The 21,443-nt window shown below is 71.6% G+C and carries 23 protein-coding genes and 1 tRNA gene; 15 read left to right on the forward strand and 9 right to left on the reverse strand.

Annotated elements, in window-relative coordinates:
* Positions 1-58: 58 nt before the first annotated feature.
* The 4 genes from OG736_RS18560 to OG736_RS18575 are packed head-to-tail and all read left to right on the forward strand — an operon-like array spanning position 59 to position 2,365.
* Positions 59-487 carry a hypothetical protein gene (locus tag OG736_RS18560; RefSeq protein WP_327183436.1) on the forward strand — a complete coding sequence of 143 codons (429 nt, stop codon included), beginning with the start codon at positions 59-61 and terminating at the stop codon, positions 485-487.
* Positions 484-1,401 (forward strand): transcriptional regulator, encoded by a 918-nt coding sequence (locus OG736_RS18565; RefSeq protein ID WP_327183437.1) that lies wholly within the window; start codon positions 484-486, stop codon positions 1,399-1,401. The genes OG736_RS18560 and OG736_RS18565 overlap by 4 nt, the downstream gene beginning before the upstream one ends.
* A gap of 34 nt (positions 1,402-1,435) precedes the next feature.
* Positions 1,436-1,969 (forward strand): roadblock/LC7 domain-containing protein, encoded by a 534-nt coding sequence (locus OG736_RS18570; RefSeq protein ID WP_327183438.1) that lies wholly within the window; start codon positions 1,436-1,438, stop codon positions 1,967-1,969.
* A 21-nt stretch (positions 1,970-1,990) separates the two neighbouring features.
* Positions 1,991-2,365 (forward strand): roadblock/LC7 domain-containing protein, encoded by a 375-nt coding sequence (locus OG736_RS18575; RefSeq protein ID WP_020128504.1) that lies wholly within the window; start codon positions 1,991-1,993, stop codon positions 2,363-2,365.
* A gap of 39 nt (positions 2,366-2,404) precedes the next feature.
* On the opposite strand, the gene OG736_RS18580 is transcribed toward OG736_RS18575, so the two are convergent.
* The 3 genes from OG736_RS18580 to OG736_RS18590 form a co-directional block, all read right to left on the reverse strand.
* A complete protein-coding gene (locus OG736_RS18580) occupies positions 2,405-2,989 on the reverse strand; it encodes a hypothetical protein (protein ID WP_327183439.1) in 585 nt (194 codons plus the stop codon).
* Positions 2,990-3,102: 113 nt separating this feature from the next.
* Positions 3,103-4,059 (reverse strand): MurR/RpiR family transcriptional regulator, encoded by a 957-nt coding sequence (locus OG736_RS18585; protein WP_442817050.1) that lies wholly within the window; start codon positions 4,057-4,059, stop codon positions 3,103-3,105.
* Positions 4,056-5,564: an aromatic amino acid ammonia-lyase gene (locus OG736_RS18590; RefSeq protein WP_327183441.1), complete on the reverse strand. Its 1,509-nt coding sequence runs from the start codon at positions 5,562-5,564 to the stop codon at positions 4,056-4,058. The genes OG736_RS18585 and OG736_RS18590 overlap by 4 nt, the downstream gene beginning before the upstream one ends.
* A 142-nt stretch (positions 5,565-5,706) precedes the next feature.
* On the opposite strand from OG736_RS18590, the gene OG736_RS18595 reads away from it, so the two are divergent.
* The 5 genes from OG736_RS18595 to OG736_RS18615 all read left to right on the forward strand — a co-directional run bounded on the left by OG736_RS18595 (position 5,707) and on the right by OG736_RS18615 (position 9,605).
* On the forward strand, positions 5,707-6,759 hold the full coding sequence (locus tag OG736_RS18595; RefSeq protein ID WP_327183442.1) for an ABC transporter ATP-binding protein: 1,053 nt from the start codon (positions 5,707-5,709) through the stop codon (positions 6,757-6,759).
* Entirely contained in the window at positions 6,756-7,397 is a 642-nt protein-coding gene (locus OG736_RS18600) for an ABC transporter permease (RefSeq protein WP_327183443.1), read from the forward strand. Before OG736_RS18595 ends, OG736_RS18600 begins: the two co-directional genes overlap by 4 nt.
* Positions 7,397-8,068 (forward strand): ABC transporter permease, encoded by a 672-nt coding sequence (locus tag OG736_RS18605; RefSeq protein ID WP_327183444.1) that lies wholly within the window; start codon positions 7,397-7,399, stop codon positions 8,066-8,068. Before OG736_RS18600 ends, OG736_RS18605 begins: the two co-directional genes overlap by 1 nt.
* Before the next feature lie 13 nt (positions 8,069-8,081).
* Complete coding sequence (locus OG736_RS18610; protein WP_327183445.1) at positions 8,082-9,020, forward strand: ABC transporter substrate-binding protein; 939 nt, start codon at positions 8,082-8,084, stop codon at positions 9,018-9,020.
* A gap of 159 nt (positions 9,021-9,179) precedes the next feature.
* Positions 9,180-9,605 carry a hypothetical protein gene (locus OG736_RS18615; protein ID WP_442817180.1) on the forward strand — a complete coding sequence of 142 codons (426 nt, stop codon included), beginning with the start codon at positions 9,180-9,182 and terminating at the stop codon, positions 9,603-9,605.
* Positions 9,606-9,632: 27 nt separating this feature from the next.
* On the opposite strand, the gene OG736_RS18620 is transcribed toward OG736_RS18615, so the two are convergent.
* Positions 9,633-10,448: an SDR family oxidoreductase gene (locus OG736_RS18620; protein WP_327183447.1), complete on the reverse strand. Its 816-nt coding sequence runs from the start codon at positions 10,446-10,448 to the stop codon at positions 9,633-9,635.
* A 147-nt stretch (positions 10,449-10,595) separates the two neighbouring features.
* On the opposite strand from OG736_RS18620, the gene OG736_RS18625 reads away from it, so the two are divergent.
* Positions 10,596-11,426 (forward strand): helix-turn-helix transcriptional regulator, encoded by an 831-nt coding sequence (locus OG736_RS18625; RefSeq protein ID WP_327183448.1) that lies wholly within the window; start codon positions 10,596-10,598, stop codon positions 11,424-11,426.
* Positions 11,427-11,844: 418 nt separating this feature from the next.
* On the opposite strand, the gene OG736_RS18630 is transcribed toward OG736_RS18625, so the two are convergent.
* Entirely contained in the window at positions 11,845-13,233 is a 1,389-nt protein-coding gene (locus OG736_RS18630) for a cystathionine beta-synthase (RefSeq protein WP_054244172.1), read from the reverse strand.
* 161 nt (positions 13,234-13,394) lie between these two features.
* Here OG736_RS18630 and OG736_RS18635 point away from each other — a divergent pair, with 161 nt between their 5' ends.
* The 3 genes from OG736_RS18635 to OG736_RS18645 all read left to right on the forward strand — a co-directional run bounded on the left by OG736_RS18635 (position 13,395) and on the right by OG736_RS18645 (position 16,977).
* Positions 13,395-14,429, forward strand: a complete 1,035-nt coding sequence (locus tag OG736_RS18635) for an SGNH/GDSL hydrolase family protein (RefSeq protein WP_327183449.1) — start codon at positions 13,395-13,397, stop codon at positions 14,427-14,429.
* Between the two features lie 220 nt (positions 14,430-14,649).
* Complete coding sequence (locus OG736_RS18640) at positions 14,650-15,870, forward strand: acetyl-CoA C-acetyltransferase (protein ID WP_327183450.1); 1,221 nt, start codon at positions 14,650-14,652, stop codon at positions 15,868-15,870.
* Positions 15,871-16,167: 297 nt separating this feature from the next.
* Entirely contained in the window at positions 16,168-16,977 is an 810-nt protein-coding gene (locus tag OG736_RS18645) for a hypothetical protein (RefSeq protein ID WP_327183451.1), read from the forward strand.
* 3 nt (positions 16,978-16,980) lie between these two features.
* On the opposite strand, the gene OG736_RS18650 is transcribed toward OG736_RS18645, so the two are convergent.
* Positions 16,981-17,262: a hypothetical protein gene (locus OG736_RS18650; protein WP_327187642.1), complete on the reverse strand. Its 282-nt coding sequence runs from the start codon at positions 17,260-17,262 to the stop codon at positions 16,981-16,983.
* A 134-nt stretch (positions 17,263-17,396) separates the two neighbouring features.
* Here OG736_RS18650 and OG736_RS18655 point away from each other — a divergent pair, with 134 nt between their 5' ends.
* Entirely contained in the window at positions 17,397-17,624 is a 228-nt protein-coding gene (locus OG736_RS18655) for a DUF4287 domain-containing protein (RefSeq protein WP_020128488.1), read from the forward strand.
* A gap of 82 nt (positions 17,625-17,706) precedes the next feature.
* Here the strand turns inward: OG736_RS18655 and OG736_RS18660 are convergent, their stop codons facing one another.
* The 3 genes from OG736_RS18660 to OG736_RS18670 form a co-directional block, all read right to left on the reverse strand.
* Positions 17,707-18,600 carry a Bax inhibitor-1/YccA family protein gene (locus OG736_RS18660; RefSeq protein WP_327183452.1) on the reverse strand — a complete coding sequence of 298 codons (894 nt, stop codon included), beginning with the start codon at positions 18,598-18,600 and terminating at the stop codon, positions 17,707-17,709.
* A gap of 233 nt (positions 18,601-18,833) precedes the next feature.
* The gene (locus OG736_RS18665) at positions 18,834-20,009 is read right to left on the reverse strand and encodes a 4-hydroxybenzoate 3-monooxygenase (protein WP_327183453.1); all 1,176 of its coding nucleotides are present in this window, start codon (positions 20,007-20,009) and stop codon (positions 18,834-18,836) included.
* 183 nt (positions 20,010-20,192) lie between these two features.
* Positions 20,193-20,276, reverse strand: a tRNA-Leu gene (locus tag OG736_RS18670).
* A 391-nt stretch (positions 20,277-20,667) separates the two neighbouring features.
* Between OG736_RS18670 and OG736_RS18675 the strand changes: the two genes are divergently transcribed.
* A complete protein-coding gene (locus tag OG736_RS18675; RefSeq protein ID WP_327183454.1) occupies positions 20,668-21,438 on the forward strand; it encodes an ABC transporter ATP-binding protein in 771 nt (256 codons plus the stop codon).
* Positions 21,439-21,443 lie beyond the last annotated feature (5 nt).

Genomic DNA, 21,443 nt, shown 5'->3' on the forward strand with positions numbered 1-21,443 from the left:
TACGTTGCGTAGCTTCTTCATCACTCAGCCGAACCGAAGGCGGGAGGGGAGCCCAACGGTGCCCGGAATCGACGAGTGTCTACTGGAGGCCATGCGGCTGCCCGGTGCCCGGGGTGCCGCGCTGGTCGACTGGACCAGCGGGCTGGCCCTGGGCGCGGTCGGGGAGTTCCCCGGCGGCGACCACGAGGCGGCGGCCGCCGAGGCGGCCGAGGTGGCCCGGCTCACGGCCGAGCAGCGGGCGTTCGCACCCGACGGCTACGACCGTCGCGACAGCCAAGACGGCCAGGGGAGCGGGGGCGGGGTCGCCGATCCTCCGGTCGAGGACCTGATCATCAGCAACCGGGACAGCTACCACGTGCTCCGCTTCGTACCGACGTCCTTCGACAGCAGCGTGTTCCTGCACGTGTGGCTGGCCCGGCCGGACGGCAACCTCGCCCTGGCCCGGATCCGGCTGGGCGAGATGGCCGGACGGCTGGTGCTGGGGTGACCGCGGTGAGAACGACCCCGCAGGGGACGACCCCGCCGCCCCGGCTGCCCGTGCGGGAGAAGTCCGCGGCCCGGGAGCGCGGCAGCGGACTGTCGCCGATGCTGACCCGGCTCGCGGCCGAACGGGCGACCGGTGTCCTGGAGCGCGAGCGCGGCTCGCTCTACCTCGCCGAGGGCCGAGTGGTGCACGCCGAGAGCCCCCTCGCCCCGGGCCTCGACGTGCTCCTCCTGGCCCACGGCACCCTCGCCCCCGCCGTCTGGCAGGACGCGGTGGACCGGGCCGACGAGGAGTACGGCGTCGCCCGGCTGCTGCTCGACGCCGGCCGCGTCCCGCGCGGCGCGCTGGAACTGTGCCACCTGGAGGCGGTCTTCGACGCGGCGTACTTCGCGCTCACCCCCAGCAGCACTCCCGGCCGCTTCCGGTACGGCGCCGGGCACTGGCTGGGCACGCTCCGGCCGGTCCCGGTCGAGGCGGTGGAGCGCGAGACGGTGCGCCGGCGCCAGCTGCTGCACCGGCTGTGGCCGGACCCGTTGACAGACGGGGCGCCGCTGCGGCGGGCCGAGACCGTCGCGGCGCCCGCGCCGACCGCCCGGCAGAGCGCGGTGCTCGCCTCGGTGGACGGCGTACGCACCGCGTCGGACATAGCCCGGGAGCTGGGCCGGCAGGCCTTCCACACCCTGGTGGACGTCCGGCGGCTGGCGGCGGCGGGGCTGCTGACCGCCCTCTTCCCGCCGCCCCGGCAGCACCGCCCGCCGCCGGCCGCGCCCCCGCTCCACCCCGGGCCCGCCGCAGGTCCCGCCGTGAGTCCCGTCGCCCCCGACCCCGACCCGCCACCGGGCATCACCCTGCCCCGTGTCAACGACCCCGACATCACCTTGCTGAAGAGGCTCAGGGATGCGCTGGAGGCCCTTTGAACGGCAGCGACCGCGTGCCGAGAGGAGCGAGCTGATGGTGTCCGAGCCAGAGATACTCGACGAACTCCGGCGGCTGCGGGCCCGGGTGCCCCAGCTGACCGGCGCCCTGACGGCCGGCGTGGACGGTCTCGTCCTCGCCCACGACACGCCCGGCGTGGAGCCGGAGGTGGTGGCCGCCCTGACCGCCGCCGCCCTCGGCGTCGCGGTGCGGATGGCGGACACCACCGGCCAGGGGGACTTCCGCGAGCTGCTCGTGCGCGGGGTCTACGGCTACGTCGCGACCTACGCGGCCGGTGAGAGCGCCGTACTGACCCTGCTCGCGCAGGACCGCGTCAACGTCGGCCGGCTGCATCTGGAGGGCCGCCGGGCCGGGGCCCGCATCGGGGAGCTCGTCGACGCCTGGGAGGCGAAGGCGCGGGAGGCCAAGGCCGCCGCGCCACCGGTCAGGGCGCCGGCGAAGACCCCCGCGAAGGCGCCCGTCCGGACGCCCGCCAAGCCACCCATCGTACGGACCAGATCGGCGCGCGGATCGGCGACCACCAACGCGCGCACCACCACGGAAAGTTGAGAAGGAACCGAGGAGCACAGCATGGCCAACACCGAAACCACACTGAAAGAGTGTCTCGCCTCGATCGAGGGCGCGACCGGAGTGGCGCTCGTCGACTACACCAGCGGCATGGCGCTGGGCACGATGGGCGGCAGCAAGACCTTCGACCTGAACGTCGCCGCCGCCGGGAACACCGACGTGGTGCGCGCCAAGATGCGCACCATGGAGCACCTCGGGCTCAAGGGCCAGATCGAGGACATCCTGATCACGCTGAACGACCAGTACCACCTGATCCGGCTGATCAGCGGCCGCGGCGGCAACGGGCTCTTCATGTACCTGGTCCTCGACGCCAAACGGGCCAACCTGGCGATGGCCCGCCACCAGTTGAAGAAGATCGAGGAGGACCTCGAGGTATAGCCCGGCCGGTCCGTCCGGACCGGCCGGTCCGGTCCGTGCCTAGACCAGCGCCGCGGTGCGGCGGCGGGACCCGCCCGGGGCCGCGTCGCCGGCCGCGATGCCGGTGCTGCGGTACGCCTTGACGGCCTTGCCCGCCGGGCGTCCGCCGCGCCGGTCCAGCCAGTCGACGCGCACCCACAGCAGCGCGTCCTCGGACCGCTCGCGCCGTCCGAGCCAGGCGGCCTTCAGCCGCAGTCCCGTCCCCCAGCCGGCGAGCAGCAGTCCGGCGGCCGCGGGGACCGCGAAGGAGCTGCCGAGCGCGGCCACGAAGGCGAGCAGCAGCCACCAGCGGTGCCCGCGCCGCCAGGTGCGCACGGTCACCGCCCGGTCCTGGAGCACGTCGTGCTTTCCGGCCCGGGCGGCGCCGTGGCCGAGTACGGTGATCCGCCTGCGGCCGCGCCACGCCACCACGGCGACGGCGACGATGAACAGGGCGGCCCCGGCCAGCACCCCGATCCGCCGTCCGGTGAGGCCGGGCACCAGAACCCCGACCCCCGCCGCGAACACCCCGCACCACCACAACGGCGCGGCTCCGGCCCGTACGACGACGGCCACCCGAGCCAGCCCCTGCCCTCCGCGCGCCACGTCCGCCTCCTGGTCTCTCCGGCACAGTCTCGTGACCGTTCAGACTAGTGAGCGAAGGTGAGACGAGTCTGAGAGAACGCCCCGAAAAAATCGCGTTCTCCGCAAGCGGCGGCCTACTCCACGAAGAGCCCCCGCGCGGCCGCCCGCGCGTCGAACTCCTCCAGCCGGGCCTGCGCGTCGGGCAGGTCGTCGCACATCGCCTCCAGCAGCACCCGCCCGAGCAGCATCGGCGCGCACGCCGTGTCGAAGGCGAGACCGGTGCCGACCGCGGCCGGCAGCAGCAGGTCGGAGACCTTGGCGACCGGCGCGAACGCGGAGTCGGCGACGGTCACCACGCTCAGCCCCGCCTCCCGGGCGTAGCCGAGGGTGTCGACGACCTCGCGCGGATGCCGGGGCAGCGCGAAGCAGAGCAGGGCCGAGGCGCCCGCCCGGACGGCGGCGTCGATCCGGTCGTGGATCATCGTGCCGCCCTCGTTCAGCAGCCGTACGTCCGGATGGACCTTGGCGGCGAAGTACGCGAACCCGTACGCCTGGGAGGCGGCGGCCCGCAGTCCGAGCACCGGAAGCGGACGTGAGGCCGCCAGCAGCCGGCCCGCCCGCTGTACCGGCCGGGGATCGGCGAGCAGTTCGGCGAGGTGCTTCAGGTTCTCGATCTCGGCCTCGACGGCCTGCTGGTACTCGTTGTACGAGGCCGGTCCTGCCGTCTGCTCGGCGGGGGCGACCTCGCGCAGGTGCTTGCGCAGGGCGGGGTAGCCGTCGAAGCCGAGGGCGACCGCGAAGCGGGTCACCGACGGCTGGCTGACGCCCGCGAGTTCGGCCAGCTCCACGCTGGACAGGAACGGCACGTCGGCGGCGCGCCGCACCATGCTGTGCGCGATGCGCCGCTGGGTCGGTGTCAGCCGGTGCCCCTCGAAGAGCGCCTGCAGCCGAGCGGCGGGACTGTCCGGCACACCGGCGCCCGGTACCCCCGGATCCGATGCCGCCCGACCCGGCGCCCCTGGACCCGATACCCCCGGACCCGGCGCCCCTGGACCCGGCCCTCCCTCACCGATCCCCGTCTCCGCGCTCATGCCCCGCTCCCCCTCCAGATGTCCGTGAACCGGTCCAGCAGTCCGGCCGCCGCCCGCACGTCGTCCGTGAGCGGCCGGTCGGCCTGTTCCGCGTCGAGCACCGCCTCGGCCAGCTCCAGCGCCCGGCCCGCCGGAAGTCCCGGCTCGGGCCGCAGCTCGCGCTGGCGCAGCGCCCGTACGGCGGCGACGAGTTCGCAGCCGACGACGAGACGGTACGCGGCACAGGCGCGCAGTGTCTGCCGGGCGGCGAGCGAGGCGAAACTGGCCTGTTCCTCGACGCCCCGGGAGAGTACAGCGTGGCCGAGCGAGGCGGGCGCCGAGAAGGCCCGCAGGTCACCCAGGGCGGCCGCGGCGGCGTACTCGAGGATCATCACGCCGGAGGAGGCGGGCTCGGGGTCGGCGAGGAAGGGGCGCAGCCGGGTGTAGGCCGGTTCGTTCAGGGTGGAGAGGCGGGAGGTGGACAGCCGTGCCACCTGGGTCAGCGCCAGCCTGAAGTGGTCCAGAGCGAGGGCGAGCTGGGCCTGGTAGAAGCCGCCGTGGTGGTAGGCGGCCATGTCCTCGGGGGAGATGAGCGGGTTCTCGGCGGCCGCGTTGATCTCGATGCCGACCACGTCCTCCAGGGCGTCGGCGGCGTCGTGCGCGGGGCCGTGTATCTGGGGCAGGCAGCGGAAGCCGTAGGGGTCCTGGATCCTGCCGAGGGGTGGGGTGGGCCGGTCCTGCGCGCCGATCAACTCCCGCATGCGGCGGGCGACCTCGGTGGACCCGCGGTGCGGGCGGGCGGCGTGCACGGGGGCGGCGTACGCCTCGTGCGAGCCGTCCACGGCGAGCAGGGAGAGGGCGGCGACGACCTGGGTGGCCTCCAGGAGCCCGCGCAGTTCGTGCAGGGCGAGGGCGGACTGGCCGAGGGTGAGGGCGTTGCTGCTGATGAGCGCGAGGGCGTCGTTGTTGTCGAGCTGCTGCGGTTCGGGGATCCCGGTGCCGCGCCACGGGTGCTCCCCCACCAGCGCGAGCCCGACCTGTGCCAGCGCGGCCAGGTCGCCGGTCCCCACCGAGCCGAACTCGTTGACGACCGGATACGCCCCGCTCTCCAGCGCCTCGCACAGCGCCGTGACGACGCCGGGCCTGAGGCCGGCGCCGCCGGCGAGCAGTTGGTTGGCGCGGACGGCGAGCATGGCCCGGACCTGCCGGGCGGGCAGTTCCTCGCCGATGGCGCCGGCGTGACTGCGCAGCAGGCGCAGGCCGTGCTCGGCCGCCGCCTCGGTGGGCACGTCCTCGTTCCGGTTGGCGCCCACCCCGGTGGAGCGGCCGTAGACGCGACCGGTGGCGGCGATCCGGCGGGCGGCGTCCCAGGACTCGGTCATCCGCTTCGTCGCCTCGGTGCCGGGGACCGGGCGGGCGGCCCGGTCGGCGAGGCGGGCGACGTCCGCGACGCCGAGGGCGATCCCGTCGAGGACGACGAGACCGGAGCCCACCCCATAAGGGGCGTCCATCATCCGAGACGACATAAGGCCACGAACTCCCATCAATCCGGACACTCGATCTTGCCTGTCGGTCATCCGTTACCTCGGATTAACACCGAACCGTTGACAAGCTATTCACCTACCGAGAACTCTGCATGACGTTATACAGCCGGGCAAGGGACAACTCATGATCCAGTTCGACGCGGTCCACAAGCGCTTCCCCAACGGCACGACGGCGGTCCACGATCTCTCCCTCCGCATGCCGGAGGGCGGCGTGACCGTGCTGGTCGGTTCCTCCGGTTGCGGCAAGACGACCACCCTGCGGATGATCAACCGCATGGTCGACCCGACCTCCGGAACCATCGAGGTGGGCGGCAAGGACGTCACCCGCCAGGACGCGGCCGAGCTGCGCCGCTCCATCGGATACGTCATCCAGCAGTCGGGGCTCTTCCCGCACCGCACGGTGCTCGACAACATCGCCACCGTGCCGCTGCTGCTGGGCCACGGCCGCCGCAGGGCCCGCGCCCGCGCGGCCGAACTGCTGGAGACCGTCGGCCTGTCCGCCGACGCCGGCCGCCGCTACCCGCACCAGCTCTCCGGCGGCCAGCAGCAGCGCGTCGGGGTGGCCCGCGCGCTCGCCGCCGACCCGCCGGTGCTCCTCATGGACGAGCCCTTCGGCGCGGTCGACCCGGTGGTCCGCACCCAGCTCCAGGACGAACTGCTCCGGCTCCAGAAGGAGTTGAGCAAGACCATCGTCTTCGTCACGCACGACATCGACGAGGCCGTCCGCCTCGGCGACCAGATCGCCGTCTTCCGCACCGGCGGCCACCTGGTCCAGTGCGCCTCGCCCGCCGAGCTGCTCGCCCGCCCGGCCGACGACTTCGTGGCCGACTTCCTCGGCGCCGAGCGCGGTCTGAAGCTGCTCTCGCTGAAGACCCTCGCGGACGTCCCGCAGGGCCCGGCCCCCGAGGGCGGCGCCTGGAGCCTCGTCCTCGACGAGGCTCGCAAGCCGCTGCGCTGGACGTCGAAGACCGTCGGCGGAACCGCCGGAACCGACGTGCCCGTCCGGCCGCTCAGGGACTCCGACTCCCTGCTGTCGGCGCTCAACGAGTCGGTCGCCGCGCCCACCGGACTGGTCGCGCGGGTCGACGCCGACGGCGTCCTCACCGGCGTGACGTCCCGCGACGACATCCACACCCACGCCGGACGGGCCCACACCGAGGCACGGGTGGCCGCGTGAGCATCGACTGGTCCTGGATATCCGGGCACACCGACGACCTGACCACCCTCACGATCTCCCACCTCCAGGCCGCCCTGACCGCCGTCCTCCTCGGACTGCTGATCAGCCTCCCCCTCGCGGTGGTCGCCCACCGGATCCGCCCCCTGCGCGGCTTCCTGCTCGGCCTCTCCAACGTCCTGTTCACGATCCCGTCGATCGCGATCTTCGTTCTGCTGCTGCCGGTCAGCGGCCTGACCCGCACCACCACCGTCATCGGCCTGACCGTCTACACCCTGGTCGTGCTGCTGCGGAACACGGTCGAAGGGCTCGACTCGGTCCCCGCGAAGACGAAGGAGGCGGCCAAGGCGATGGGCACGCGCCCCCTGCGCACGCTCCTCACCGTCGAGTTCCCGCTCGCGCTGCCCGTGATCATGGCGGGCGTCCGCATCGCCACGGTCATGTCGATCTCCCTGGTCTCCGTCGCCACCTACATCGGTGACGGCGGCCTCGGCCAGCTCTTCACCGACGGTTTCCAGCGCAACTTCCCGACGCCGGTGATCGCGGGAGTGGTCCTCACGATCCTTCTGGCGGTCGTCGCCGACGCGTTGCTGGTCGGCGTCCAGTACGTCCTCACCCCGTGGAAGAGGCGGCGAGCCTGATGTTCGAACTGTTCAAGAACCTCGGCAGCTGGCTGACCAGCGGCGCCCAGTGGTCCGGCTCGGACGGCATCGCGCACCGCCTCGCCGAACACCTCCAGTACTCGCTGCTGGCCACCCTCATCGCGGCCGCGATCGGCCTCCCCCTCGGCCTGCTGATCGGCCACACCGGCCGGGGCGCGTTCCTCGCGATCAACCTGGCCTCCTTCGGCCGCGCGCTGCCCACCGTCGGCCTGGTCGTCCTCGTCTTCCTGGCCGGCGGACTGTCGATGCTGCCGGTCTACGTCGCGCTGGTCGCCCTCGCGGTCCCGTCGATCGTCACCAACACCTACGCCGGGATGACTGCCGTCGACCCGGACGTGAAGGACGCGGCACGCGGCCAGGGCATGCGCGGCCACCAGGTCATGCTCCAGGTGGAGCTGCCGCTGGCCCTCCCGCTGATCATGACCGGCCTGCGCCTCGCGCTCATCCAGGTCGTCGCCACGGCCACCATCGCCGCGTACGTCTCCTTCGGCGGCCTCGGCCGCTACGTGTTCGACGGCCTCGCCCAGCGCGACCTCGTCCAGGTGCTCGGCGGCGCGGTCCTGGTCGCCGCCGTCGCCATCGCCTTGGACCTGGCGCTCTCCGGCCTCCAGCGCCTCCTCTTCCGACACCGTCCCGCACAGACCGCCTAGGGAAGTCAGCGAAATGAACCGACGCACGATCCTCGGCGGCCTGTTCGCGGCCGCGACCGTCCCCGCCCTGACCGCCTGCGCGAGCGGCATCACCTCCCTCGACAACGAGGGCACCACCTCCGCCGGCGGCGGCGGCTCCAGCAAGGACGGGGTCACCATCGGCACCGCCAACTTCACCGAGAACCAGGTGCTGGGCTACCTCTACGCGGCCGTCCTGGAAGCGGCCGGAGTGAAGGTGAAGGTCCGCCCCAACCTCGGCACCCGCGAGATCCTCATCCCCGCGCTCAGGGGCGGCGACATCGACCTGCTCCCCGAGTACCAGGGCGCCCTGCTGCACTACCTCGACCCGAAGGCGACGGCCACGGAGGAGGGCGCGATGCAGAACGCCCTCGCCGTCGCCCTCCCGGCCGGCCTCCAGGTACTGCCGTACGGCATGGCCGAGGACTCGGACGCCTTCGTCGTCACGAAGGAGACGGCGAAGAAGTACGGGCTGGCCTCCCTCGCCGACCTGAGGAAGCAGAACGGCAAGCTGGTGCTGGGCGCGGCGCCCGAGGTGAAGACCCGCCAGGTGGGCGCGGTGGGCCTCAAGGACGTCTACGGGGTGGAGTTCAAGGAGTTCCGCTCCCTCGACTCGTCCGGCCCGCTGGTCAAGGGCGCCCTGAAGAAGGGCGACGTCGACGTGGCGAACCTGTTCACCACCGACACCGACATCCAGGCCAACGACTGGGTGGTGCTGACCGATCCCGAGAACCTGATCCCGGGCCAGCACATCGTCCCGCTCATCGCCGACCGCAAGGCCGACTCCACCGTCCGCAAGGCCCTCGCGAAGCTCGGCAACGTCCTCACCACCGCCCAGCTCACCGAGCTCAACCGCCAGGTGGACAAGGACAAGAAGGACCCGGAGGACGTGGCGAACGCGTACGCGAAGCAGCACGGGCTCACGAAGAAGTAGGCCCCGCGCTCTCCGCCGACACTCCGCCCGCTCTTCGCCCGCTGTCCCTCGCCCTCCCTCGCCCTCCCGCGAACCCGACTCCGGACAGGGGGGCTATCCCCAGTGCGGCGGGCGTTCCCGCTGCCTAGCCTGGTCGGTATGACGGGATGGGAGACCACCATGGAAGCGCGCGACACGGACCTGAAAAAGGAACTCGACGCCACCCTTGCGACCCGCAGGGAACTGGGCGAGGAGTACGAGTCCGCGCTGGTGGACTCGTTCCTGGAGAAGGTCGACCAGCGCATCGACGGCGCGGTGGAGCGCCGGGTGCGGCGCCAGTTCGCGGAGCAGCAGATGGTGGCGGCCCGGGACGCCCGCTCGCCCAAGGCGACGGACTCGTGGGGCGAGCGCTTCGGCTTCGGCATCGTCTCGCTGGTGCTGGCGGTCCCGCTGTCCGCGATCGGCGCGGGCACCGCTCACCTGCCGGGCCTGATCGTCTCCTGGGTGGGCATCGTCGGCGTCAACGTGGTCCAGGCCGCCCGCTCCCACCCCGGCCTCTTCGGCACCCGTCGCGGCTCCGCGAAGGGCAGCGACTGGGAGGAGTGACCCGGACCCGGGAACGGGCACCGGGGTTCACGCCTGCCGGGTCGGCAGCACCATGATCTGGCGCAGGTTGACGTGCCGGGGGCGGCTGGTGGCGTAGCCGACGACGTCGGCGAGCTCGGCCGCGGACAGCCCGCCGATGGCGTCGAACATGCCGTCCAGCTGCCCGGCCAGCTCGTCGTTGTCGAGGTGCGTCGCCAGCTCGGTCTCCGTCAGCCCCGGCTCCACGTTGGTGACCCGCACGTCCCGCGGCCCGAGTTCGACGCGCAGGGCCTGGGAGAGATAGGTGACGGCCGCCTTGGTGGCGCCGTACACCCCGTAGTTCGGGAACGCGATGTGCGCGGCGATGGACGAGATGTTCACCAGGTCCGCGGACCGACCCGCGGCGGCGGCTCCCACCAGGTCCCCGGTGAAGGCGCGGATCACCCGGAGCACTCCGGTGACGTTGGTGTCGAGCATCCGCCGCCACTCGTCGATCCGGCCGTCGTCGACGGGGTTCGGCAGCATGACGCCGGCGTTGTTGACGACCAGGTCGACGTTCCCGTAGGCCTCGCGGATCCTGGCGGACGCCGCGTCCACCGACGCGTCGTCGGTGACGTCGGCGACGACGGCCAGGGCCTCGCCCCCGTCGGCGCGGATCTTCTCGACGACCGACTCCAGCCGGTCCCCGCGCCGGGCCAGCAGGGCGACCCGGGCACCCGAGGCGGCGAGCAGCACGGCGACGGCCTCACCGATACCGCTGGCGGCGCCGGTGACGACGGCGGTACGACCGGCCAGACTCGCGTACGGGTTCCCGTACAGGTTCTGGTTCTGGTTCACGTACTGGTTCTGGTTCTCGTGCGACATCCGTTGCTCCTGGGAAGGCGGGGCCGGGGTGGTTCCCCGGCGGCACGCACCACCCTCGCCGTCCGCGTCCGCGCTACCCAGGGATGCGCTTTTCCTGGGTCTGCCAGTACCAGGTTCGCGGCCCGCCGCTCCCCTACCATCGAACGCATGGACGGGGATCTTGGGGACTTTCTGCGCTCGCGCCGCGCCCGTATCCAGCCGGAGGAGGTCGGGCTGCCCTCGCACGGGCGCCGACGGGTACCCGGGCTGCGACGCGAGGAGGTGGCGCAGCTGGCCGGAGTGAGCGTCGACTACTACATCCGCCTGGAGCAGGGCAGGGGCCCGAGCGTCAGTGACGCGGTCCTGGACGCCGTGGGGCGTGTGCTGCGCCTGGACGACACGGAGCACGCCTATCTGCACGCCGTCGCCCGCCCCCGCAAGCCGGCCGGGCGACCGGCCGCGCCCCGCGTCCGCGCGGGCGTCCGGTTGCTGCTCGACAGCATGGAGCGCACCCCGGCCTTCGTGCTGGACCAGCGGATGGACGTGCTGGCGTGGAACACGCTCGCCGACGCGGTCTTCGGCTACAGCCGCACCGGGCCGGAGGGCCGCAGCATCCCGCGGCACGTCTTCCTCGACCCCGGCTCCCACGACTTCTACCCGGAGTGGTCCGCGGTGGCCGTCCAGTGCGTCGCGCATCTGCGGATGCTGGCCGGCCACCACCAGGACGACCGCCGGCTGACCGCGCTGGTCGGGGAACTCTCGCTGAAGAGCGACGACTTCCGCAGGCTGTGGGCCGATCATCCGGTCCGGGAGTGCGCGTACGGGGTGAAGCGGATCCAGCACCCGGTCGCGGGCCTGCTGACCTTCCCGTACGAGACGCTGGCGGTCTCGGCGGACCCGGACCAGTCCCTGCTGGTCTACACCCCGGAGGCGGGCTCCGAGACGGAGGAGCGGCTGCGGCTCCTGGGCAGCTGGAAGGCGACGCCGGTCCAGACGTAGTCCTGGCCGGGGTCCGGCGCACACGACTCAGGGCCTGTCCGGTGGACAGGCCCTGAGGGAGGGAAGCTTGCGCGGGGACCGCCGCACCCCCGTTACCGGGGGGCGGGACGACGGCGGTCCCCGCGAGGGACGCGGGCCGGGTCAGGCCGGGCTTGCGCGTCCGTGGCGTCGGTGGAGGTCCGGGAGCCGCTCCGGAGGTCCGTGACGCCGTTTTGGTGCCGGTGGGGCGGGGAGCCGCTCCCGCCCTGCCGACACCCATAAATATGCCGGACGCGTGTTAACCGAGTGCTGCGTGGACGTGACACCCTCGTACCACTTCCGCGAAGTCCACCACTTCGGTAGGCAAACGGAAGTTCAGCGCCCAAGGGGGCCGTTCACCGGAGGTTTCCCCGAGGTTTCGGCCCCTGTCCCCAGGAAGTCACTTCCCGCCCTTGGCCAGGAAGGCCAGCAGGTCCTGGCGGCTGACGACGCCGGTGGGCTTGCCCTCGACGAGGACGATCGCCGCGTCCGCGGTGCCGAGCACGGACATCAGGTCGCCGACCGGCTCACCGGAGCCGACCTGCGGCAGCGGGGCGGACATGTGCTTCTCCAGCGGGTCGTCGAGGGAGGCCCGCTGGGTGAACAACGCGTCCAGCAGCTCCCGCTCCACGACCGACCCGACGACCTCGGCGGCCATGACGTCCGGGTGACCGGCGCCCGGCTTCACGATCGGCATCTGCGAGACGCCGTACTCGCGCAGCACCTCGATGGCCTGGCCGACGGTCTCGTCCGGGTGCATGTGGACGAGGGACGGGATGGCGCCGTGCACCTTGTCGTTGAGGACGTCGGCGACGCGCGCGCTGGGACCCTCGTCCTCGAGGAAGCCGTAGTCGGCCATCCACTCGTCGTTGAAGATCTTCGAGAGGTACCCGCGACCGCTGTCGGGCAGCAGGACGACGACGACGTCGTCCGGGCCGAGCCGCTCGGCGACGCGCAGGGCGGCCACGACGGCCATCCCGCAGGAGCCGCCGACGAGCAGCCCCTCCTCCTTCGCGAGCCGCCGGGTCATCTGGAAGGAGTCCTTGTCGGACACCGGGACGATCTCGTCGGCGACGGTCCGGTCGTACGCGGTCGGCCAGAAGTCCTCACCGACGCCCTCGACGAGATACGGCCGCCCGGACCCACCGGAGTACACGGAGCCCTCGGGGTCGGCGCCGACGACCTGGACCCGGCCCTCGCTGGCGTCCTTCAGGTAGCGCCCGGTCCCGGAGATGGTGCCGCCGGTGCCTACGCCGGCGACGAAGTGGGTGATCCGCCCCTCCGTCTGCTCCCACAGCTCAGGGCCGGTGGAGTGGTAGTGGGAGAGCGGGTTGTTCGCGTTGGAGTACTGGTCCGGCTTCCACGCGCCCGGCGTCTCCCGCACCAGCCGGTCGGAGACGTTGTAGTAGGAGTCCGGGTGCTCGGGGTCCACGGCGGTGGGGCACACGACGACCTCGGCGCCGTACGCCCGCAGCACGTTGATCTTGTCGGTGCTCACCTTGTCGGGGCACACGAAGATGCACTTGTACCCCTTCTGCTGCGCCACGATGGCCAGCCCGACCCCGGTGTTTCCGCTGGTCGGCTCGACGATCGTGCCGCCGGGCAGGAGCTCCCCGCTCTTCTCCGCCGCCTCGATCATGCGCAGGGCGATGCGGTCCTTCACGGAACCGCCCGGGTTGAAGTACTCCACCTTGGCCAGGACGGTCGCCTGGATGCCCTTGGTCACGCTGTTGAGCTTCACCAGCGGGGTGTTGCCGACGAGGCTGATCATCGAGTCGTGAAATTGCACCGTTGTCTCCGGTTGCTTGCAAAAACAGTGGTCGTAGTGGTTACGCCAGGGTACGGCCCGGGCGGTGGCCGGGTCGGCACGTTCACTCCCGGTTGAGATTGGGCGACGGTCCGTACGGGGCAAGGAGTGGGTGTACGGACACGAGGAGGTGGCGTCGAGGCATGACGAGCATGTCGAGGGCGAGAGTGGCCCGGCGCATCGCGGCCGGCGCGGCCTACGGCGGCGGCGGCATCGGACTGGCCGGGGCAGCGGCCGTAGGGCTGGTAGTGGCGGAGGTGCATCTGGCGCGGCGCCAGGTGAACAACGGGGCGCATCCGCACGTCCCGCAGGCGGAGGGCCGCTACGGCCTCGCCTACGACGCGCCCGGGCCCGGCAAGGAACCCCTGCGCCTGACGATGCTGGGCGACTCCACGGCGGCGGGCCAGGGCGTGCACCGCTCCGGGCAGACCCCGGGCGCACTGCTGGCCTCGGGCCTGGCGGCGGTCGCCGAACGGCCCGTGGAGCTGCGCAACGTGGCGCTCCCGGGTGCGCAGTCCGACGATCTCGACCGCCAGGTCGCGCTGGTCCTGTCGGACTCCGACGAGGTGCCCGACGTCTGCGTGATCATGATCGGCGCGAACGACGTGACCCACCGGATGCCGGCCACCCGCTCGGTCCGCCACCTGTCCTCGGCGGTGCGACGGCTGCGCACGGCCGGCACCGAGGTCGTCGTCGGCACCTGTCCCGACCTGGGCACGATCGAGCCGGTCCAGCAGCCGCTGCGCTGGCTGGCCCGCCGGGCCTCGCGCCAGCTGGCGGCCGCCCAGACGATCGGCGCCGTCGAGCAGGGCGGCCGCACGGTCTCCCTGGGCGACCTGCTGGGCCCCGAGTTCGAGGCCAACCCGCGCGAGCTGTTCGGCCCCGACCACTACCACCCCTCGGCGGAGGGGTACGCGACGGCGGCGATGGCGGTCCTTCCCACGGTCTGCGCGGCCCTCGGCCTCTGGCCGGAGGAGGAACGCCCGGACGTCTCCCGCCGCGAGGGTTTCCTGCCGGTGGCCCGAGCAGCGGCGGAGGCGGCCTCGGAGGCCGGTACGGAAGTCACCGCGGCGATGCCGACCGGCCCACGGGGTCCCTGGGCCCTGCTGAAGCGCCGCAGGCGGCGGCGGGTCTCGGAAACAGAACCCGCGTCCCCTGCCAGCCCGTCCGGCGTTTGAGGACGAGGCCCCTTCAGGGCCGACGGAGGTCCGGGGGCACAGCCCCCAGGGCCGGCGCGTGGACACACCCGCACATTCCCCGCCCACCGCCGGAGACCCAAGCAAGCGCTTAGTAAATTGCGGTCAGGGTCACACCGCCATCCCCGTGACCCAGCCCATACGTACGGGTAACTTCCCAGACAGCCGTGCCCGTAAGAACACCCTCGCCAATGGAGCCGTGATGCCCGAAGCCGTCATCGTCTCGACCGCCCGCTCACCCATCGGCCGCGCTTTCAAGGGCTCCCTGAAGGACCTGCGCCCGGACGACCTCACCGCCACGATCATCCAGGCGGCCCTCGCCAAGGTCCCCGAGCTGGACCCGAGGGACATCGACGACCTGATGCTCGGCTGCGGCCTGCCCGGCGGCGAGCAGGGCAACAACCTCGGCCGCATCGTGGCGGTGCAGATGGGGATGGACCACCTCCCCGGCTGCACGATCACCCGTTACTGTTCCTCGTCCCTGCAGACCAGCCGCATGGCCCTGCACGCCATCAAGGCCGGCGAGGGCGACGTCTTCATCTCGGCCGGCGTCGAGACGGTCTCCCGGTTCGCCAAGGGCAACTCCGACAGCCTGCCCGACACGCGCAACCCGTTCTTCGCCGAGGCCGAGGCCCGCACCGAGGCCGTCGCCACGCAGGAGGGCACCACCTGGCACGACCCGCGCGAGGACGGTCTCGTCCCGGACGCGTACATCGCGATGGGCCAGACCGCCGAGAACCTCGCCCGCCTCAAGGGCGTCACCCGCCAGGACATGGACGAGTTCGGCGTCCGCTCGCAGAACCTCGCCGAGGAAGCCATCAAGAACGGCTTCTGGGAGCGGGAGATCACCCCGGTGACGCTCCCCGACGGCACGGTCGTCAGCAAGGACGACGGCCCGCGCGCCGGGGTCACGCTGGAGGGCGTCCAGGGCCTGAAGCCGGTCTTCCGCCCCGACGGCATGGTCACCGCCGCCAACTGCTGCCCGCTGAACGACGGCGCCGCCGCGGTCGTCGTCATGAGCGACACCAAGGCCCGCGAGCTCGGCCTCACCCCGCTCGCCCGCATCGTGTCGACCGGCGTCTCCGGCCTGTCCCCCGAGATCATGGGCCTCGGCCCGGTCGAGGCGAGCAACCAGGCGCTGCGCCGGGCCGGCCTCAGCATCGGCGACATCGACCTGGTCGAGATCAACGAGGCGTTCGCCGCCCAGGTGATCCCCTCCTACCGCGAGCTCGGCATCGACCTGGACAAGCTCAACGTCAACGGCGGCGCCATCGCCGTCGGCCACCCCTTCGGCATGACGGGCGCCCGCATCACCGGCACGCTCATCAACTCCCTCCAGTTCCACGACAAGCAGTTCGGTCTGGAGACGATGTGCGTCGGCGGTGGCCAGGGCATGGCCATGGTCATCGAGCGCCTGAGCTGATCGCCCGGCCGCAGACCCCCAACAGGGCCCCTGCGTAACCGATTCAGCACCTGCGGTGACGGATCAGCCCGGAGTCCGGAAAGCCCCTGGACTCCGGGCCGTTTTGTGATCCAATCTCCCCCAGGATGTGACCTATCTCCCTCCCCGGAGGGATTTACGCAGCTCAGCGCCTTTCGGCACCAAACCCCAGGCCCAAAGTCCTGCCCGTTTCGTGACGTTACGCACTGACAGTTGGATAGTCCACCCTTCAAGCTGATGTAGGAAGTCGGGGGTCGACTTTGAACCGGGAGTACGTCAGTGAGCGCCATGCCGATCGCCTTGCTGGTCACCACGGCCGCCACGGGCGCCGTGGGCGTCGCCGTCCTGCGCACCCTCTTGCAGTTGCGCCGGCAGGTCGCCGCCCTGCACACCCAGCTCGCCAAGGACGCCAGGAACGCCGAGGAGACCGCCGCCGAACTGCGCGGCTTCGTCCCGGCCGCCCGCGGCACCGCCGACGCGGCTGAGATACGCGCCGCCGTCGCCGACGCGCTGGCGGAGGAGCGGGAGCGGGAGCTGGCCGAGGCCCGCGCCTTCTGGGCGGCGCAGGAGGGCCGTGACGCCTCCGACACGCCCACGCTGCTGGGCCTCCCGGACAGCGAGCTGTTCCTGCCCCGTCAGACCGACTTCGTGGGCCTGGAGCCCCTGGAGTCGGTGAGCGAGCCGACCGCGGACGCCGACGAGTTCGCCGGGGACTCCGCCGAACTGGCCGCCGCCCGCCGCCGTCACCCGTCCCACCCCGACTTCGTACCGGTCCAGTCACCGGTCGTGAACGACCACGAGCGCACGGTGGCGACGCTCGAGGAACTGGCCGCGTCCCAGATCGAACTGACCGACGTCCGCCCGGGCCCGCTCGGCACTCTCGACGTCTACGTCTTCGCCGACGGCACCACCCTGTGCATGACCCCGGGCCACCGCGAGACGGCGGAGCGCCTGGCCGCGGCCCTCACCGCGGGCGAGACGCCGTTCCTGCTGGGCGGGTCGGGCATCTCGGGCGCGTACACCCTGACGTTCCAGTGCGGCGCGGAGAACGTCTACATCCTGGCCGACCGGGTCATAGCGAGCCTGTGAGGCTCACACGCCCGCCCGCTTCTGCGCCTGCGCCACCAACTCCAGAGCTTCCTCGACCTGGCCCTCGTCCGTGAGTACGAGGGCCAAGTCGTGCGCCGCGACGGTGATCTGGTCCGCGGCGGCGAACATCCCGGCGTCCGGCATCTCGCGCGGCAGCGCCCCGGGCTCCTCGATGAGCTGCGCGCGCCGGACCAACTCTCTGGCCAGCGCCAGCGCCTCCGTGGCCGCGCCTCTCTGGAGCCGGCTCTGCGAAGCGGCGCGCAGACGATCGGCGAAGTGGTCCACCGCACGGGTGAGGGACGTCGTATCAGCCACGCCGCGAGACTACGCGTCGTACCGGCACTGTTGCCAACGGGCGAACACTCAGGCACCGTGACCTGAAGGACCGGCTTACATCCCCTTTGCTACCGGAGGCGCCGATGTCCCATGTCCTCTCCGAGGAGACCCACCGCAACATACTGGCCCGCATCCCCCATTGCACCGGTCGTGAGGTCGCCGACTGGCTGCGCACCGTCGACGAAGGCCCCGCTCTCCGCTTCGAGGAGAAGGTCAGCTGGCTGCGCGCCGAGCACAACCTCGCGTACGGCCACGCCAAGGCGATCATCCACGAGTACGACCTGAGGAGGGCCGCGCGCAAACTCCTCTAGCGCGCACGCGACACACCACCCTGTGGACACGGAGAAGGGCCCCGGGATCGGATCCCGGGGCCCTTCTCACTGCCTGGGTGGATCAGTCGCTGTTGAGGATCGAGAGGAGTCGCAGGAACTCCATGTAGATCCACACCAGCGTCAGCGTGAGGCCGAAGGCGGCGAGCCAGGCCTCCTCGCGCGGGGCGCCGTACGCGATGCCGTCCTCGACCTGCTTGAAGTCGAGTGCGAGGAAGCAGGCGCCGAGCAGGATGCCGATGACACCGAACACGATGCCGAGCGGACCGCTGCGGAAGCCGAGACCGTCACCGCCGCCGAAGACGGTGAACAGCAGGTTCACGGCCATCAGCAGGACGAAGCCGAGCGCGGCGGCCATCACGAAGCCGTAGAAGCGTCGGTTGACGCGGATCCAGCCCGCCTTGTACGCCACGAGCACACCGGCGAAGACTGCCATCGTGCCCATCACCGCCTGGGCGACGACGCCGTCCGCGATGTACGTGGAGACCGCGCTGGAGATCACGCCGAGGAAGACGCCCTCGAGGGCGGCGTACGACAGGATCAGCGCGGGGGCCGCGCGGCGCTTGAACGACTGGATCAGGGCCAGCACCATGGCGACCAGACCGGCGCCGATGGCGATGCCGTACGACTTGCCGAGGTTGGCCTCGTCGACGGGCAGCAGCACCCAGGACAGCACCGCGGTGACGACCACGGTGCCGAGCGTGGTCGCGGTGCGCGCGACGACGTCGTCCATGGTCATCCGGCCGGTGGCGGCCGGGGCCTGCGGCGGGGCGCCGTACGAGAGGTCCTGCTGGGCGTAAGGGTTCTGCGCGTACGGGTTGCCGGCCTGCTGGGCGTAGGGGTTGCCCTGCTGCGTGCCGACTGCGGGTCCCCCGGCCTGCGGCGCGGCGTTGAAGCCCGCGTAGCCGTTGTCGCGGCTGAACCCCCGTCGCGAGAAGACCGGGTTTCTGCTCCTCATTGCACTCCTCCGTGGCCACACTGCGCGGCCTTGAGCTCAAGGGTAATGGGTAGGCAAAGGATTGACCCTAGTGCTTGGGGAGGATCTTTCCCTCTTCCTGCTGGCCAACACGCTACGTGGCGTCGTGATTCCCGGCACAGGAGGGCCGTATTCATGACCAAGCCGCGACATGGCCGGTACCGCGCGGAGACCGGAGGGGCCCGGACGGGCCCTCGACGGGATCCGCCGTCCGTTCACCCGAACGGGAACCCGGTGTACGCCTCGGCCAGGTCGGTCTCGGCGGCGCGGGAGGAGGCGACCCGCTCCAGCCGGGCCAGCTGGAGACGGTCCTCGAAGGGGGTGGCGTCGGGAGCGCGGTGCAGGAGGGTGGTCATGTCGTACGAGAACCGCTCGGCCTGCCACACGCGCCGCAGACAGGTCTCGGAGTAGGCGTCCAGGAGAGTGGTGGACCCGGTCTCCCTGCGGTGCGTCAGCGCCCGCGCGAAGGTGACGACGTCCCCGACGGCGAGGTTCAGCCCCTTCGCCCCGGTCGGCGGCACGATGTGGGCCGCGTCCCCGGCGAGGAAGAGCCTGCCGTGCCGCATGGGCTCGTGCACGTAGGAGCGCATGGGGGTGACCGACTTCTGGGTGATCGCCCCGCGCTCCAGTTTCCAGTCGTCGTCGGTCTCGAAGCGGCGCTCCAGCTCGTCCCAGATCTGCTCGTCCCCCCACGCCTGCGCGTCCGTGCCCTCGGGCACCTGGAGGTAGAGGCGGGAGACGGACGGGGAGCGCATGGACAGCAGCGCGAAGCCGCGGTCGTGGCGGGCGTAGACGAGCTCGTCGTGCGAGGGCGGCACGTCGGCGAGGATGCCGAGCCAGCCGAAGGGGTACGTCCGCTCGAAGACACGGGTCGATGCGGCCGGGATCGCCTGCCGGGCGACGCCCCAGAAGCCGTCGCAGCCCACGACCCAGTCGCACTCGAGGACGTCCTCGACGCCCTCGTGGCGGAAGCGGATCCGCGGGTGGTCGGTTTCGGCGTCCTCGACGGCCAGCGCCTCCGTCTCGAACAGCAGCGGGCCGCCGTCCTCGAGCTGGAGCGCGATGAGGTCCTTGCAGACCTCGGTCTGCGCGTAGACCATCACCGACCGGCCGCCGGTGAGGGCGGGGAAGTCGACGCGGTGACGCCGCCTGGCGAACCGCAGCTCTATGCCGTCGTGGCGCAGCCCCACGCGGTCCATGCGCTCTCCGGCGCCGGCCGCGCGCAGCACGTCCACCGTGCCCTGCTCCAGGATCCCGGCGCGCTGGCGCTGCTCGACGTAGGCCCGGTCGCGGCTCTCCAGCACGACGGAGTCGATGCCGGCGTTGTGCAGCAGACGGGCGAGGAGGAGGCCGGCGGGGCCGGCGCCGACGATGCCGACGGTGGTGCGCATCGGGCGTTTCCCTTCACTGTTCGCACAGTGAAGTTTTCTTCACTGTATTGGGACGTGAGTCTGCGCTCCTGTTCACCGGGTGTCAACGGTCGAGACGCCGAGACGCATGGGGAAGGAGGGGGCCGACCGCCGCGGCGGTCAATGCCTCGATGGAGGATGCAGCGATCGCCGAGACGTCGGAAGTGCCCAGAGCCGGACTTGAACCGGCACGCCCGCGAAGGGGCAGCGAGGTTTAAGCTCGCCGTGTCTGCATTCCACCATCTGGGCAGGCCTGACAGCTCCGTTGGAGCTTCCGACCCTATCGGGATCCGTCCCTCGAACAGCGGAACAGCGGACCGATGTTGTCTTATTTTATTGACGTCTGAGGGTGCATCAGCACCTGGAACTGGCCATCCGCACTTGCCAGTAGCCTCGCGCGCGGCAACCGCTTGCGTACGCGGAATGACGGAATTTCACCGTCCGAACGAGGTTGCTCCACCGGTTCTTGACGAGCTGGCCCTCAGGGACGGGCGTCATCCCCAGGTATGACACGGCGGTCCACCGTCCGACCCGAGTCTGCCCTCGGAACCGGAACAGCGGGTGACTACACGGCCGTCGGCGGCCGGGACGATGGTTCATGTCCCCCAGACTTGCCGTCGTCCCGTCAGGAGCCACGCCCGTGACCACCAGCCCCCTCGCCGAACGGACCACCGCCGTGGCCGCACGCGCCACGGACCTGTCGAAGATCTACGGACAGGGCGAGACCCAGGTGGTCGCTCTGGACCGGGTCTCGGTCGACTTCCGGCAGGCCGAGTTCACCGCGATCATGGGGCCGTCCGGCTCCGGCAAGTCCACGCTGATGCACTGCGTGGCGGGCCTCGACAGCTTCTCCTCCGGCTCGGTGCGCATCGGTGACACCGAGCTCGGCGCGCTGAAGGACAAGCAGCTCACCAAGTTGCGCCGGGACAAGATCGGGTTCATCTTCCAGGCGTTCAACCTGCTGCCGACGCTGACGGCGATCGAGAACATCACGCTTCCGATGGACATCGCGGGGCGTAAGCCGGACAAGGAGTGGCTGGAAAAGGTCATCGGGATGGTGGGGCTCGCCGACCGGCTGGGCCACCGACCCTCGCAGCTCTCCGGCGGTCAGCAGCAGCGGGTCGCCGTCGCCCGTGCCCTCGCCTCCCGGCCCGACATCATCTTCGGTGACGAGCCGACCGGAAACCTCGACTCGCGTTCGGGCGCCGAGGTGCTGGGCTTCCTGCGCAACTCGGTGCGGGAGCTGGGGCAGACGGTGGTCATGGTGACCCACGACCCGGTGGCGGCGGCCTACGCGGACCGGGTGATCTTCCTGGCGGACGGGCGGATCGTCGACGAGGTGTACGGCCCGACGGCCGACTCGGTGCTCGACCGGATGAAGCAGTTCGACGCCAAGGGCCGCACCAGCTGATCCCC

The sequence above is a fragment of the Streptomyces sp. NBC_01334 genome, from assembly GCF_035983595.1.
GTDB lineage: Bacteria > Actinomycetota > Actinomycetes > Streptomycetales > Streptomycetaceae > Streptomyces > Streptomyces coriariae.